General features: G+C 70.1%; 11 protein-coding genes. 6 read left to right on the top strand and 5 right to left on the bottom strand.

Translation table 11 applies throughout. The annotated features are described in order from the left end of the window. The first annotated feature begins 19 nt into the window (after nt 1-19). Nucleotides 20-3844, top strand: a complete 3825-nt coding sequence (locus tag ACFYUV_RS10550) for an RICIN domain-containing protein (RefSeq protein WP_387667299.1) — start codon at nt 20-22, stop codon at nt 3842-3844. A gap of 50 nt (nt 3845-3894) precedes the next feature. Here the strand turns inward: ACFYUV_RS10550 and ACFYUV_RS10545 are convergent, their stop codons facing one another. After that, nucleotides 3895-4368: a MarR family winged helix-turn-helix transcriptional regulator gene (locus ACFYUV_RS10545; RefSeq protein ID WP_387667296.1), complete on the bottom strand. Its 474-nt coding sequence runs from the start codon at nt 4366-4368 to the stop codon at nt 3895-3897. Between the two features lie 94 nt (nt 4369-4462). Between ACFYUV_RS10545 and ACFYUV_RS10540 the strand changes: the two genes are divergently transcribed. Next, entirely contained in the window at nt 4463-5431 is a 969-nt protein-coding gene (locus ACFYUV_RS10540; protein WP_387667293.1) for an NmrA/HSCARG family protein, read from the top strand. Between the two features lie 195 nt (nt 5432-5626). Here the strand turns inward: ACFYUV_RS10540 and ACFYUV_RS10535 are convergent, their stop codons facing one another. Then, complete coding sequence (locus tag ACFYUV_RS10535; RefSeq protein WP_387667290.1) at nt 5627-6496, bottom strand: oxidoreductase; 870 nt, start codon at nt 6494-6496, stop codon at nt 5627-5629. 209 nt (nt 6497-6705) lie between these two features. On the opposite strand from ACFYUV_RS10535, the gene ACFYUV_RS10530 reads away from it, so the two are divergent. The 3 genes from ACFYUV_RS10530 to ACFYUV_RS10520 are packed head-to-tail and all read left to right on the top strand — an operon-like array spanning nt 6706 to nt 9132. Further along, nucleotides 6706-7344: a hemerythrin domain-containing protein gene (locus ACFYUV_RS10530; RefSeq protein WP_387667287.1), complete on the top strand. Its 639-nt coding sequence runs from the start codon at nt 6706-6708 to the stop codon at nt 7342-7344. Between the two features lie 34 nt (nt 7345-7378). Next, on the top strand, nt 7379-7783 hold the full coding sequence (locus ACFYUV_RS10525) for a DUF4267 domain-containing protein (RefSeq protein ID WP_387667284.1): 405 nt from the start codon (nt 7379-7381) through the stop codon (nt 7781-7783). A 38-nt stretch (nt 7784-7821) separates the two neighbouring features. Beyond that, nucleotides 7822-9132: an FAD-binding oxidoreductase gene (locus ACFYUV_RS10520; RefSeq protein WP_387667281.1), complete on the top strand. Its 1311-nt coding sequence runs from the start codon at nt 7822-7824 to the stop codon at nt 9130-9132. Nucleotides 9133-9210: 78 nt separating this feature from the next. Here the strand turns inward: ACFYUV_RS10520 and ACFYUV_RS10515 are convergent, their stop codons facing one another. Further along, the gene (locus ACFYUV_RS10515) at nt 9211-9690 is read right to left on the bottom strand and encodes a GNAT family N-acetyltransferase (RefSeq protein ID WP_387667279.1); all 480 of its coding nucleotides are present in this window, start codon (nt 9688-9690) and stop codon (nt 9211-9213) included. A 292-nt stretch (nt 9691-9982) separates the two neighbouring features. Between ACFYUV_RS10515 and ACFYUV_RS10510 the strand changes: the two genes are divergently transcribed. Further along, on the top strand, nt 9983-11602 hold the full coding sequence (locus tag ACFYUV_RS10510) for a PHP domain-containing protein (protein ID WP_387667277.1): 1620 nt from the start codon (nt 9983-9985) through the stop codon (nt 11600-11602). A gap of 110 nt (nt 11603-11712) precedes the next feature. On the opposite strand, the gene ACFYUV_RS10505 is transcribed toward ACFYUV_RS10510, so the two are convergent. Next, complete coding sequence (locus ACFYUV_RS10505; RefSeq protein ID WP_387667275.1) at nt 11713-12414, bottom strand: response regulator; 702 nt, start codon at nt 12412-12414, stop codon at nt 11713-11715. Beyond that, a complete protein-coding gene (locus ACFYUV_RS10500) occupies nt 12411-13688 on the bottom strand; it encodes a sensor histidine kinase (RefSeq protein ID WP_387667272.1) in 1278 nt (425 codons plus the stop codon). The genes ACFYUV_RS10505 and ACFYUV_RS10500 overlap by 4 nt, the downstream gene beginning before the upstream one ends. Between the last annotated feature and the right edge of the window lie 427 nt (nt 13689-14115).

The raw sequence follows: 14115 nt of genomic DNA, 5'->3' as shown, positions 1-14115 counted from the left end.
TCGGAGAGATCACGTGAGAATGGTCCGACCAGCGGCGGCCATGATGTCCGTCCTGCTGCTCTCGTTGTCGTCGCCGGGCGGCACCCCGGCGGCGTGGGGGGCCTCCGCCTCCCCGACGTCCGTGACCGCACCCGCCACGGCGGAGGACCCGCCGTGGGCGGGGCCTGGAGCGTCCGGCCCTGACCTGAGTCACGGCAACCGCACGGCCCCGCCGGCCGGACTGCCGGACTGGTCCCGCGCCGGGTACCGAGGCGGCCAGGAGCTGCCTGAGGGCGATGCGGAGCTGACCGACGACGCCTCCTGCCGCATCTCGCCGGAAGAGCTCGCCTCCTCCTACGGGGTGACGGCGGACGACGGGACCGACGACACCGCCGGACTGCAGAAGGCGATCGACCACATCAAGAACGACTGCTCGCCGAACGCCAACTTCAACCGGCTCTCGCTCATCGAGCTACCGGCAGGCCGGATCGACATCACCCGGCAGATCTACGTAGATGCCGGATTCCTCATCGTACGGGGCAAGGGCTCCGGCGACGACGGCACCCGGCTGGTGTTCAGACCCGGCCTCCAGACCCGCTACGACCAGGTGATCAACGGCCGGTGGGACCAGGAGAGCATGATCGCCGGCACCGCCCCCGACATCGGCAACGGCGGCTGGATCTGGCCCGGGCGTGGCATGTTCCGGGTCCAGACCCGGGAGGTGGCGACCCGGTACAAGGACGACTGGGAGCTGGCCTCCAGCCTGCCCATGCGCAAGGACCTGTACGAGGGGAGCGTCAACCAGCACTGGGTCTCCGGCTTCAAGGTGGCCGCCGCGCCCGATGACCCGGGCTTCTCGGCACGGGCGGGAGGCACGGTCGTGCGGCTGGACGCGAAGGCCGACATGACGAGGTTCAGGCCCGGCGGCTATGTCTGGGTGGGCGCGGCCAACAGCAGGAAGTTCTACGCGCAGCAGGGCATCACCGAGCAGAGCATGATCGAGGCGCTCCACATGCGGCAGGAGATGTTCCGGCTCAGCCGCATGGACGCCACGGCCAGGACGATCACGCTGGACCGGCCGCTGAGGTGGGACCTGCCGGTGAACTCCGAATCGGACGGCTCCGAACCGCTGAACGGCAACGGCACCCCGTACGCCAGCAAGGTCACACCGCTGAAGGTGGTCGAGGGCGTCGGGTTCGAGGACTTCTCCTTCACCCAGGACATGAACGGCCTGCCGAAGATCGGCGGCCAGGAGACGTACTCGCTCACTCCCGAGCAGGCCGTGCACAACTACGGCAACCTGGCGCCCGAGTACGCCATGCACGGCATCGTGTTCAAGTGGGCGGCGAACAGCTGGGCGCGCGGGCTCAAGGCCACGATGACCGGCTCACACCCGATCGTCACCGAGGTGGCGCGCAACCTGCAGATCGAGCGCAACAGCTTCGACGGCGCCTGGAACAAGGGCAAGGGCGGCAACGGCTACCTGCGCGGCAGCCGCGTGTGGGACTCGTTGTGGGCGCACAACCTCAGCCGCGGCCTGCGCCACTTCACCTTCCAGTGGTCGGCGGGCGGCAACGTCGCCTTCCGCAACGACCTCGACTCCGACCTGAACCTGCACGGCGGCTGGGAGCACGACAACCTGTTCGAGCAGAACACGGTGCGAGTCCCCTACGAGCACCGCTCGGCCAGTTGCTCCGCCAACTGCGGTGGCGAGGGCGGTGAGATGGACGCGGGCACCTGGTATCCGATCTGGTGGGCGGCCGGGCCCAAGGCCGGCAAGTGGGCCGGCTCGTCCGGGCCGCAGAACGTCTTCTACGGCAACACGCTGAGCAAGCAGACCACCGCCGGCGGGCCGTTCGAGCCGTACCGGCCGTACGGCGCCCAGGCCGGCACCGCCTTCCAGTTCGGATCGGACGGCTCCGACCCACGCGCGTTCCTGCCCCTGAGCCAGGACGGGCAGGCGATCACGGACTGGACCGGGCGGGAGACCCTGAACTACCAGGGCAACGGAGTGGCCGCCCTCGACGTGGGACACCGGCAGTCGCTGTTCCTCCGCGACACCGGCGGCGAGCTTCCCCCACGCGACCCGAAGCTCGTCGAGATCAAGGCGGCCACCTGGAACATGGCCGGCGCGTCCTCGCCGCGACAGGGCGACAGGTACGCGACCGCGCTGCCCGCGCTGCACACCCGGGAGAGTCCTCCCAGGGAGAACGACCTCCTGGCCCTGCAGGAGACCGGCTATCCCACCGACCGGCACTATTGGGGCAAGGACACGATCGCGCAGACCGACTACGTCAAGAGGATGCGCGACGGCAGCACGAACGCGCCTCCCGTCGAGGAGATCTGGCTCAGCCGGACCAGTGGAGGCCGCGGCGGAGGTTACCTCTACTGGCTGAACACGAACGTCGACACCGGTTCCGGCAACCCGGAGAAGATCAATCTGGCCGTCTGGACGCGCAGAAGTGTCCGGAGGGACGAGATATTCGTCGTCCCCGGAGCGACCCGGAACGGCGTTCACGAGGGCAAGTCCCGTCCCGCGCTCGGCGTCAACTATTGCGGGGTCGTCTACTTCACCTGGCACGGGGCCGCGGCAGGCGGCACGGACAACGTCACGATGCTGCGGAACATCAGGAGTCATATGGAGAACGCCGGCCCGAACGGGCAACCGCTGCCCTGGGTGGTCCTCGGCGACTTCAACATGGAGGCTTACGGGCAGACAGGATTGTTGACCGCCCTCGGCGACGACTCCGGTCAGTTCGACGTACTGCCCTCCAGCGGGCCCACCCGGCCCGTCACGGGACGCACCATCGACTACGCCGTCACCCAGAACGGCGTCACCCCGGCGCTCTACAGGGGGTACGGGTTCGGGACGCCGATGACCGACTTCGAGATGTCGGACCACCTTCCCGTCGAATACGACTTCTCCTATCTCACCGAGGACCCGCGGTGCACGACGTCCCAGCCGGCGCGGCAGGCGAAGGCCGTTCCGCGGACGACGCAGAATCTCAGAAGCGCCTCCAGCACCCGCTCTCCCTACCCTTCGGGTGCGGGGACGCGGCCCGGCAGCAGCCGCCTCAAGACCAGGACGTTCGCCCGGTCCGAGCAGAGCGCGCACAATTTCCGGTTCCTGGCCGCCGGTGACCACCCGGGGCACTATCGCGTGCTGCACAGCCTCACGCGTACCTATCTTGGCCAGGAATCCGGACTCGCCGACGCGCCGGCGGTTCTCCAGGGCTCCGACGACGGCGACTCCCAGCTGTGGCGGTTGCTCGACATGGGAGACGGCACCTGGATATTGCTGAACAAGGCCACCGGCCAGGCGTTGACCGCCCTGGATCGCGCCGACGGCGAAGAACTGGTGGGCCGTGACCTCGCCGACGAATTCGACCCCGACCAGCGCTGGTTCCTCCAGGACGCCGAGAACGAGGCGCTGGACGTCGATGAGATCGTCACCGGCGCGGGATCGGCCATGACCGTACAGGACTCCGATCCGGAACCGGGCACGCCGGTGGCGCTCGAACCCGACAGCGACGATTCCGCGGAAGAATTCATGCCCGTATACGCCGACAAGACCGAGGGTTATTACTGCTACTACCTGGTCCACAAAGGACTGTATGTCAATTCAACGGCCACCAATCCCGGGGTCGGCGACGGCAACCTGCTCACGCTGAACGAATTCCGTCCCAATGACGGCGGCTACATGTTCTGCACCCCGCCGGCCGACAGGCACGCCTCGCAACTGACGGCGGTGGGCCAGTACGACGCGCGGGGCCGCTTCCTCAACCTCGGCACTGCCGGCCCGGGTCTGCTGGCGCTGAGCACGTCCTACGGGCTCACCTGGAACTGGAAGGCCGTCGCAGGCTGACCGCCGGTGGCGTTCCACCGGCGGCCTCGTGGCCGCCGGCGGGAGCGTGATCACAACGAGCAGTCCCGCTCCCGGTGCTCGTCGAGCGCGCGGAGCACGTCGGCGCACGCCTGCGCGAAACCGGCCAGCCGCTCGGGCCCGAGCACGTCGACGAACAGGGCGTGCACCAGCTCGGTGTGCTCGGGGACGGCCTTGTCGATCGCCGCGGAGCCCTTGTCGGTGAGCCGCACGTCGGGATAGCGGCGGTCGTCGGTGTCCACCCGCTCGACCAGCCCGCGCTGCGCCATCCGGGTGAGCTGGTGGGACAGGCGGCTCTTCTCCCACTGGGTCGCGGCGGCCACCTCCGCGACGGGCATCTCCCGCCGCTCCGACTCCGTGAGCCGGACCAGGACCTCGAAGTCGGCCGCGGACAGGTCGCACTCGCGCTGCAGGTGCTGCTGCAGGTGTGAGCCGAGGTGCTTGGCCATCTCGATGTACGTGCGCCACATCCGGTCGGCCTCGCCGATGTCCTGCTCCCATCCCATGACGCCCACTCTACCGGTTGCTTGACGTATCAACCTGGCGCTGTATGGTGGCCGGGTTGATACATCAACCTGACCACGTGAGAGGACCGTTTCCGTGAGCGAGCAGCAGATCATCGCCGTGGTGGGCGCGACCGGAGCGCAAGGAGGCGGGCTGGTCCGCGCGATCCTCGACGACCGCGGCGGGCGGTTCGCCGCGCGAGCCCTGACCCGGGACCCGGGTTCGGCGCGGGCCAGGGAGCTGGCCGCCCTGGGGGCCGAGGTCGTGCAGGCCGATCTCGACGACGCGGGCAGCCTGCGCAGGGCCTTCGACGGCGCGCACGGCGCCTTCGTGGTGACGAACTTCTGGGAGCCGCGCACGCCCGAGGAGGAGCGGGCACGGCCCGCGACCACCAAGGAGCGGGAGCAGGCCGGCAACGCCGCGCGGGCGGGCCGGGAGGCCGGCGTCCGGCATTTCGTCTGGTCCACGCTGTCCGACACCCGCGGCTACTTCCGTCCGGACGACGGGACGCCGAGCTTCGGGGGCACGTACAAGGTGCCGCACGCCGACGGCAAGGCCGAGGCCGACCGGTTCTTCCTGGAGTCGGGCGTGCCCACCACCTTCCTGCAAGCGAACGTGTACTACGAGGCATTTCGCGACATGTTCGCGCCCCGGCGTGACGAGACGGGCGCGCTGGTGCTGCCGCTCGGGTTCGGCGAGGCGAGGGTGGCCGCGCAGGCCGCGGAGGACGTCGGCAGGACCGCGCTGGGGATCTTCCGCCAGGGGAACGGGATGGCCGGCAGGCGGGTGAGCGTCGCCGGGGCCCTGCTCACCGGCGCGCAGTACGCCGCCGCGCTGAGCCAGGCGCTCGGCGAGCCCGTCACGTACCAGGCGGTCAGCCCCGACATGATCCGGGCCGCGGGGTTCCCGGGCGCGGGCGAGGTCGGCAACATGCTCCAGTACCTGGTCGCGGCCGCCCCCGACATCGCCGAGCTCATCGACTTCGAGCTGCTGCGTGCACTCAATCCGCGGCTGCAGACGTTCGACGCCTGGCTGGCCGCCCACCGGGACACCATCCCGCACTGACCGGTTCTCGCGGGCACGCTTCTCACGGCCGCCTCACCCGCCGGCGCCCCGGCGACCAGTTCCCCATGCGGCAACGGGCCAGGACCGACCTCGTGCGCGGGAAGCTCTCGTTCGCCCGGCGCCGGGGCGGCGAGGGGCCCACGACACACCTGCTGAGCGCGGCCGACACCTGTCGTGGTGCTTCGGACTCCGTGGTCAGTGCGCCTGGTCGGCGAGGTCGGCCAGGTCCTCCTCGGTCAGCTGCAGGGACGCGGCGGCGACGTTCTCCTCCAGGTGGGCGAGCGAGCCGGTGCCGGGGATGAGCAGGATGTTCGGCGACCGGGCCAGCAGCCAGGCCAGCGCCACCTGCGGCACGGTCGCGCCGTGGCGGGCGGCGACGGCGTCCAGACGCTCGGCCGTGAGCGGCCGGAACCCACCGACCGGGAAGAACGGCACGTACGCGATGCCCGCCTCGGCGCAGGCGTCCACCAGCGGGTCGTCCTCGCGCCTGGCCAGGTTGTAGAGGTTCTGGACGCAGACGATCGGCGCGATCTTCTGGGCCTCGGCGAACTCGGCGGGTGTCACGTTCGAGACGCCGAGGTGGCGGATCAGCCCCTCCTCGCGCAGCGCGAGCAACGTCTCCAGCGGACCGGCGAGCGGCGTCCCGGCGCGGTCGAGGTCGCCCATGCGCAGGTTGACGACATCGAGGCGGTCCACGCCGAGCGAGCGCAGGTTCGCCTCGACGCCGCGGCGCAGGCCGTCGGGGGTGAGGCCGGTCTTGCCCTCGGCGGGCAGGGCGAGGTCAGAGCCCTCGACCAGCGCGCCCACCTTCGTCACGATCACCAGGTCGTCCGGGTAGGGATGCAGCGCCTCCCGGATCAGCTCGTTGGCCGCCACGCCGTCGCGAGCGTAGTAGTGCGAGGTGTCGATGTGGTTCACGCCCAGGTCGACGGCCCGGCGCAGGACGGCGAGCGCGGTGTCCCTGCTGGGACGGTCGCCTTTCGGCCAGCCGGTCAGCTTCATCGCGCCGTACCCGACCCTGGCGACGCTCAGGTCGCCGCCCAACGCCCATCGTCCAGTCGTCATGATCACCCACTCTAGCGGTGGTCAGCGTCCGGGGCCGCGAGCGCCGTCGAGCATGGACCTCGCCGGTGACCAGGGCGATGCGGGCCCAGCACCCGGATGAAGACCATGATCCGCACATCTTTCGCGGAGGTTCCAAATCGCTTCCAAATGCCTTCCAAACACCCAGGAGCAGCCTGAACACATCGCAACCGATGAAGGAGCGGGAACAGATGAGCGTCAACACCCGGGACATGGAGATCGTCCACCGCGCGCTCCGCCGTGAGTCGCGGCTGCTGGTGGAGCTCGTCGCGGCCGTCGCCCCGGGTGACACCGCTCGCGCCAAGGTGATCGCCGGCCACTTCCGCGTCTACCGGCTGGGCCTGCACAACCACCACGAGGGCGAGGACGAGCTGCTGTGGCCGCCGCTGCTGTCCCGGGTGGACCTGGAGGCCGACGTCGTCCTGCGCATGCAGGCCCAGCACGAACGCGTCGCGGCCACCCTGAGCAGGCTGGACGCCGCGCTTCCCGCCTGGGAGGCCACCGCGGGCGCCGACGAACGCGACGCCCTGGCGGCCGCCCTCTGCGAGCACCGCGCGGTCCTGCTGGAACACCTCCACGACGAGGAGGCCGCCCTCCTCCCGCTCGCGGCCGAGCACATCACCCGACAGGAGTGGGCCTCCCTGGGCGACCACCTGGTGAACAACACGCCCAAGCTCACCCTGCTCACGCTCTTCGGCGCCGTCCTGGAGGACGCGAACCCGGCCGAGCGCGCCGTCGTCCTCGGCGGCCTGCCCGTCCCGGTCCGCGTCATCTGGCACCTCATCGGCCGCCCCCGCTACGCCCTCCACATCCGCCGTGTCCGCGGCTGAACCCTGCCCGTCCGTGCAAACAAGGAGTACGACCATGTCGCTGAAGAAGCTCAACACCGTCCTGGCCGCCGTCGTCGTCCTGTTCACCCTCTACCTCGGGTTGTCCTTCGTCCTGCCCCTCGGGACGACCTTCCCGGGGCTGGCGGACTGGCCCTCCGACGGCAGCGGCTTCTCCATCGTGAAGGGCAGCCGCGAGATCGGGATGGGCCTGGCCATGGGCGTCCTGCTGGTGACAGGCCACCGTCGCCCGTTGGGCTGGGTCCTGCTGATGACGGCCGTCACGCCGTTCGGCGACATGGTCAACGTCCTGGCCCACCACGGATCCACGGCCGCCGCGCTCGGCATCCACGGCCTGACCGCGGCGCTGATCGCGATCACGGGGTTGCTGATCCTCCGCGAGGCCGGAGCCACCCCGGCGACCGCCGCGCAGTCCGCCTGACGTCCGCATTTTCTGACAACTCGACAAGGGAGACGACAATGACGATCAACGATTTGCGCGGTGTCCTGAAGGGGCGCGTGCTCCTGCCCGGCGACGACGGCTTCGAACAGGCGGCCACCGCGTGGAATCTGACCGTCAGGCAGCCGGTGGCTGCCGTGGCGGAGGCCGCGGACGCCGAGGACGTGGCGGCGCTCGTGCGTTACGCGCGGCGGGCGGGCATGACGGTGACCGCGCAGCCGAGCGGGCATGGCGCCTCGGGTGACGTGGAAGGCGTGATCCTGTTGCGTACCGGCCTGCTGAACGACGTGGAGGTACGCCCGCAGGAGCGCGTGGTCCGGGTGGGCGCGGGCGCGAAGTGGGGGCAGGTGCTGGCGGCGGCCGGTCCGCTGGGTCTGACCGGCCTGTCCGGCAGCGCGCCGGGGGTCAGCGTGACCGGCTACACCCTGGGCGGAGGGGTCGGCTGGTTCAGCCGCAAGCACGGCTTGGCCTCCGACAGCGTGCGGGCCATCGACATCGTGGACGCCGACGGCCAGCCGGGCCGGGTGACCGCCGAGTCCGACCCCGACCTGTTCTGGGCGCTGCGCGGCGGTGGCGGGGACTTCGCGGTGGTGACCGCCCTCGAACTCGACCTGTATCCCGCTCCGGTCCTGTACGGCGGGCGCGTGATCTGGCCGGAGCACCGGACCGGGGAGGTGTACGACGCGTTCCTGGAGATCACCGCCGAGGCGCCGCGTGAGCTCAGCCTCTGGATCAACCGGCTCCAGCCCCCCGGCGCGCCGCCGATGGTGACGCTGGATCTGGCCTACCTGGGTGAGGCGGCGCAGGGGGCGGACCTGCTGGCACGCATCGACAAGATCGGGGGCGCGATCTCCGACAGCCGCGGCGTCGTCCCGGTCGCTGACCTGGGCAGGATCGCCGCCGAGCCCACCGATCCGGTCCCGTCCATCGCTCGTGCGGAGCTGCTCACCGGCCTGAACGCGGACACGGTGGAGCTCCTGCTGGCCAAGCCGATCGAACCGCTCATCAACGTGCAGATCAGGCACCTGGGCGGGGCGCTCGCCGAGCCGGGCGGCGGGGCCGGTGCGAGCGGCGCGGTGGCTGAGCCGTACCTGCTCGGACTGGTGGGTCTCGGCCTGCCGCACGCGGCCGACGCGACGCGCGCCAAGCAGGCCGAGGTCGTGGCCGACCTGGAGGCGTACATCAGCGGCCGCAAGCCGTACACCCTGCTGTCCCCCGGTGACACGGCGGCGCAGTCCTTCTCCGGCGACGCGCTCGCGCGGCTGCGAGAGATCAAGCGGGCCCGTGACCCGCACAACGTGTTCCGCGCGAACTACCCGGTGCTCGGATAGCTCGGTTCCCAGCGGCTCATGGCCCCTCCGCCCACCACGGCGGCGGGGCCGCACCACGTCCGCATGACAGATGTCGCCCTACGGCGACTGGACCGGCTCCGTCTCGTGCCCCGTTCGCAGACGGAGCTCCAGGACGTCCTCCCGGCCGAAGACCTGCCCGGTGGGAACGAACCCGGCAGAGGTGTAGAGCGCCCTGGCCGCGATGTTGTCGCCACGCACTCCCAACCGCAGCACCGGTGCGTCGAACGCGTCCCGCACATGGGCGATGACCTGTTGGAGGGCCGCTCGGCCCAGCCCCTTCCCCTGGTGATCCTTGTCGATCATCAAACGATAGAGCCAGATCTGGCCGTCATCGGGATCGGGGCCGTACATCGCGAAGCCCACGGCGCGCTCCTCGTGCATCACCGCACGGGTGACGAAGCCCGGCAGGAACCGGCTCTCCGCGATCGAGTACAGGTTCGACGCGATGAGATCAGCCTGGTCGTCAGCCACCCTCAGCTCGGCCACCGCTTCCCAGGTCTCCTGGCACAGGTCGTCAAGGCGCACACGAATCGACATGGATCCTCTCTATCGGATCATTGCGCAGACGGTCATGCGAATATCACCGCGACCAGGCACGGGTGACCATTGCGCGAACCGCCGCACGTCACGCACGGATGCCGGATGGCTCGCCGGAGCCTTCCGCCGTTCGGCAAGAAGTCGCCCAGCATTCGCTTCCTCCCCATGCAAGCCGTCACGCTCCTCTGCGAACGTGACGAAGGGCCGCAGGTTCACCTGCGGCCCTTCGTGCGCAAGCTCATGGGCCACCCGAGAACGACGCACCAGGTATTCCAGATGAAAGGTATGTCCCATGTGCCGCACCCATGCACACACCCACAGCGCACCGGAAGGAACGGCTGCGTTCGCCGACCTGTCCGTCTCAGAGACCGAACTGTCGCCCGCCGACCTCGGTCGGCGCCGCTTTCTGCTGAACAGTGGGCTGCTCGGCATCAGCAGTCTCGCCGTCACCGCTCTGGGAGGGCTGACCACGCGTCCCGCCGCCGCGATCAGCGGCGGCTCCCGCGCGCTCAACTGGCTGGCCGGCGACCATCACGTTCATACGCAGTACAGCTACGACGGCTTGTACACCATTGAGCAGCAGGCTGCGGGCGCCCTCAAGCACGGCCTGGACTGGCTGGTCATCACCGACCACGGGCATGCCGCGCACGAGAAGTTCGCGGTCGAGTCCACCTATGCCGACATCGTCACCTCCCGGGCCAAGCACCCTGAGCTGCTGTTGTGGCAGGGGCTGGAATGGAACGTTCCCGGAGGCGAGCACGCCACGGTGTTCTTCGACGGTGCTCGCGATGAGATCCAACTGCTGCGCGCGTTCGAGCGGCTCTTCGACTCCAGGATCAACGGCACCGGCGCGGGCAACCCGGCGAACGAGGCCAAGGCGCTGGAGGCGCTCGCCTGGCTGGAGACCGCGCTGCGCACGGGTTCGGCGAGTTCCGCGCTGTTCCTGATCAACCACGTGATGCGGCGCGGCAGGTACTCCCCGCGTGACCTGCGCACCTATCGCGACAAGGCGCCGAACATCGCAGTCGGCATGGAGGGCGCGCCTGGCGCCCAGAACGAGCCCAGGGCCCGCGGCGACTTCAACAACACCGCCGACGCCGACTCCTGGGCCGGCTGGCGGCCGGAACACTACCCGACGTACGGCGGCTTCGACTCCATGACCGGCATCCTGGGCGGCATGTGGGACTCGATGCTCGCCGAGGGCAAGGGCTGGTGGATCACTGCCAACTCCGACGGCCACTTCTACAACGGTGACACGACCGTCGAGCCCTCCCGACCTGCTGACTGGTACGACCAGCACGGTAGATACCCCGATCCCATCGACGGCGGCGTCCCGCTGCGGCACGCCGACTTCTGGCCCGGTCAGTTCAGCCGCACGGTTGTGGGGGCGACCTCACGCAGCTATGGCGCGGTCATGGAGGCGATCAAGGCCGGGCGATCCTGGGTGTCGATGGGCGGCCTCATCGACGGGCTGCACGTCGACGCGCACGCCCCCGGCAACGCCCCGGCCACGTTCGGCGGACGGCTGTCGGTGCGGCGCGGCGACGACGTCACCATCACCATCTCCGTCGATCTCGCCGGCCGTCCCAACGCCAATGAAGAGATCCCCCGGCTCGCCCGCCTGGATCTGATCCGCGGTGCGATCACCGGGCCGGCCGCCGACCCCGACGTCTTCACCGCACCGGACGTGAGTGTGGTCGAGTCGTTCATGCCGAAGGGCAGGGGCCGGGTCGCCCAGTTCCACTACAAGTTCCGCGACGTGCGCGAGCCGTTCTACTTCCGGCTGCGTGGCACCGACGGCAGGCGCAGCGCTCCGGGCGGGATGGAGCCGGCGGCGGACACAGGCCGCAATGAGAACCCCTGGCACGACCTCTGGTGCTACACCAACCCCACCTTCGTAGAACTGACATAGAACGATTCGGCGACACCCGTCCCGCTGAGGCGCTGCACCAGTTCTTTACCGTCGTACGGGCCGTCGTGGTCGGTGTCGCCGGTGCTTCCGAACCGGTGAGTTGCCGGGCATCAGGTGCGGTCTCCGGCTCCAGGGACGATCAAGCCGGTCTCGTATGCGACGACCACGGCTTGGGCGCGGCTGGACAGCTTGAGCTTGGTCATGAGGCGGCCCAGGTGGGATTTGACGGTGGCCTCGGCGATGTTCAGGCGGGTGGCGATCTGCTGGTTGGTCAGGCCCTGGCCGACCAGGTGGAGCACGGCGGTTTCCTGGCTGGTGAGCCGGGCGAGTTCCGCGGGCCGGCGCCGGTCGGGTTCGGGCGCGGTGACGAAATGGTGGACCAGGCGCCGGGTGACGCTGGGCGCCAGCAGCACCTCGCCGCGGGCGACCGTGGCGATCGCGGCCAGCATCTGGTCGGCGGGGGTGTCCTTGAGCAGAAAGCCCGAGGCGCCGGCGCGCAGGGCGGCGAAGACGTGTTCGTCCAGGTCGAAGGTGGTCAGGATGAGGATCTTCGGTGCCGGGCCGGCGGCGTGGGCGAGGATGTGGCGCGTGGCGGCGACGCCGTCCAGGTCGGGCATGCGGATGTCCATCAAGATGACATCCGGGGCGGTCGCCGCGGCCTGGGCGATGGCTTCGTGGCCGTCGGCGGCCTCGCCGACGACCGCGAGAGCGGCGTCGGTGCGGAGGAGGGCGACCAGGCCCGCGCGGACCAGGGCCTGGTCGTCGACGACCAGGACGCGGATGGTCCCGCGGCCGGTGTCGGGGCCGGTCATCGGGGCGCCCCGGGTCGTGGTGCGCTCTGCCGCGGGTGGGCCGTGGCGAGAGCGGGGTCGCTGAGCGGGGAGGCGGGCGGGTGGGCCGTGGCGAGAGCGGGGGCGGCGAGTGGGGAGGCGGGCAGGTGCGCGGTCACGGTGAAGCCGCCGTCCGTACGTGGGCCGGCGGTGAGGGTGCCGCCGTAGAGGGTGGCTCGTTCGCGCATGCCGATCAGGCCGTGCCCGTCGGCGCTGTGCCCGGTGGTGGCCGGGCCGCTGTTGCCGACCTGCAGCGTGACCGCGGCGGGCTGGTAGGTCAGGGTGATGGTCACGTCGGCGTGTGGGGCGTGTTTGAGCACGTTGGTCAATGATTCCTGGGTGATGCGGTACAGGCACCGGTCCACGCCGGGCGGCAGCGGGCGTACCTGACCGGAGGTTTCCCGCCGGATCGACAGGCCGGACAGGCGTGAGCGTTCCAGCAGCGTGTCCAGCTGGGCCAGCCCCGGCTGCGGGGCGTAGGAGTCCTCGCCGGTGTCGGACGTGAGGCGCAGGACCGACAGCATGTTCCGGAGTTCGGCCAGTGCCTCGCGGGTGGTGGCGGCGATCGCGGTGAATGCCTCACGTGCGGCGTCGGGCTCGGTGTCGATCAGACGGCCGCCGGCGCCGGACTGGATCGAGACGACCGACAGGTGGTGGGCGACCACGTCGTGCAGTTCCCTGGCGATGCGCACGCGTTCTTCGGCGACCGCTCGCAGCGCTTTCTCCTCGCGTTCGATCTCCAGGTGGCGGGCGTGCTCGACGAGGTCCTGGTGGCGCAGCCGGCGGCTGCGCACCCCCTCCCCGATGGCCCAGGCCGCGCCGAGCTGAAGCGCGTTCTCGACCAGGCTCTTGACGATCGTGAAGGTCAGCCCGGACCTGATGAGGTCGGGAACGAGGATGCCCGCCATCAACGCCAGGGCCACGACGCCGTCGCGATGGCCCTCCCGGCGGTAGGCCGCGACGGTGTAGAGGCTGACCAGCACCGGCGGGGCCTGGAATCCGTTGGGGTAGCCGGCCAGGCCGCAGCCGATCAGACCCGCCGTGATCACCGCGAGGACGGCGATGGGGTGGCGCCTGCGCAGCACCAGCGGCGCGCTGGTGAGCACCGCCAGCAGGTACGCCAGCACGACCGGGTCATGGGCGGACAAGGCGGCCTGCGTCACCGCCAGCACGGTCGACACACCGGCCAGCAGGCTGTCGGCGACCATCACCGGCAAGCCGCGCCACCAGCGGCCCCATCGTCGCACCACGTTCATGAGACGAAGGTAGCCGCCAGCATGACCCGCTTTGTCCTCCTTTGGGAGGAGTCGTTGTTAGGGCAGCGGTTGCAGAGAAGCGGGCGGTTGGTGTGCCGGTGGCAGGGCCCGGATCGACCTTCCGCACGATGTCCAGGGGCTGCTCAGGCCCCTAGTTTTGGATACAGCCGGTGATCAGTGATCAACAGGGGGCACCCCTGAGACCGGACACATCACTGCCGGACCGTCGAAATCCGACGCGCGCCGGATCCGCAGGAAACAACCCCTTCACCAAGGAACGACGCATGCTCCTCATCAAGAGTGGAACGGCTGCCGCAGTGGCACTCACGGCCGGAATCGGATTGGGCGCCGCCGGACCGGCGCAGGCGGCCACCCCCCTGGACCGCTTCCACCATCAGACGATCACCTGGCGCGCCTGCGCAACCGG

This window comes from Nonomuraea sp. NPDC003560 (assembly GCF_042878785.1).
In the GTDB taxonomy this organism is placed as follows: Bacteria; Actinomycetota; Actinomycetes; order Streptosporangiales; family Streptosporangiaceae; genus Nonomuraea.
Note: the sequence above shows the minus strand (reverse complement) of the source record. Positions and strands in the feature narration are given on the sequence as shown.

Excerpts from the sequence above, each read along its gene's own strand:
- ACFYUV_RS10550 (WP_387667299.1), top strand. The coding sequence starts at position 20 with ATGGTCCGACCAGCGGCGGCCATGATGTCCGTCCTGCTGCTCTCGTTG.
- ACFYUV_RS10545 (WP_387667296.1), bottom strand. The coding sequence starts at position 4,368 with ATGGGATGGGAGCAGGACATCGGCGAGGCCGACCGGATGTGGCGCACG.
- ACFYUV_RS10535 (WP_387667290.1), bottom strand. The coding sequence starts at position 6,496 with ATGACGACTGGACGATGGGCGTTGGGCGGCGACCTGAGCGTCGCCAGG.
- ACFYUV_RS10530 (WP_387667287.1), top strand. The coding sequence starts at position 6,706 with ATGAGCGTCAACACCCGGGACATGGAGATCGTCCACCGCGCGCTCCGC.
- ACFYUV_RS10525 (WP_387667284.1), top strand. The coding sequence starts at position 7,379 with ATGTCGCTGAAGAAGCTCAACACCGTCCTGGCCGCCGTCGTCGTCCTG.
- ACFYUV_RS10520 (WP_387667281.1), top strand. The coding sequence starts at position 7,822 with ATGACGATCAACGATTTGCGCGGTGTCCTGAAGGGGCGCGTGCTCCTG.
- ACFYUV_RS10515 (WP_387667279.1), bottom strand. The coding sequence starts at position 9,690 with ATGTCGATTCGTGTGCGCCTTGACGACCTGTGCCAGGAGACCTGGGAA.
- ACFYUV_RS10510 (WP_387667277.1), top strand. The coding sequence starts at position 9,983 with ATGTGCCGCACCCATGCACACACCCACAGCGCACCGGAAGGAACGGCT.
- ACFYUV_RS10505 (WP_387667275.1), bottom strand. The coding sequence starts at position 12,414 with ATGACCGGCCCCGACACCGGCCGCGGGACCATCCGCGTCCTGGTCGTC.
- ACFYUV_RS10500 (WP_387667272.1), bottom strand. The coding sequence starts at position 13,688 with ATGAACGTGGTGCGACGATGGGGCCGCTGGTGGCGCGGCTTGCCGGTG.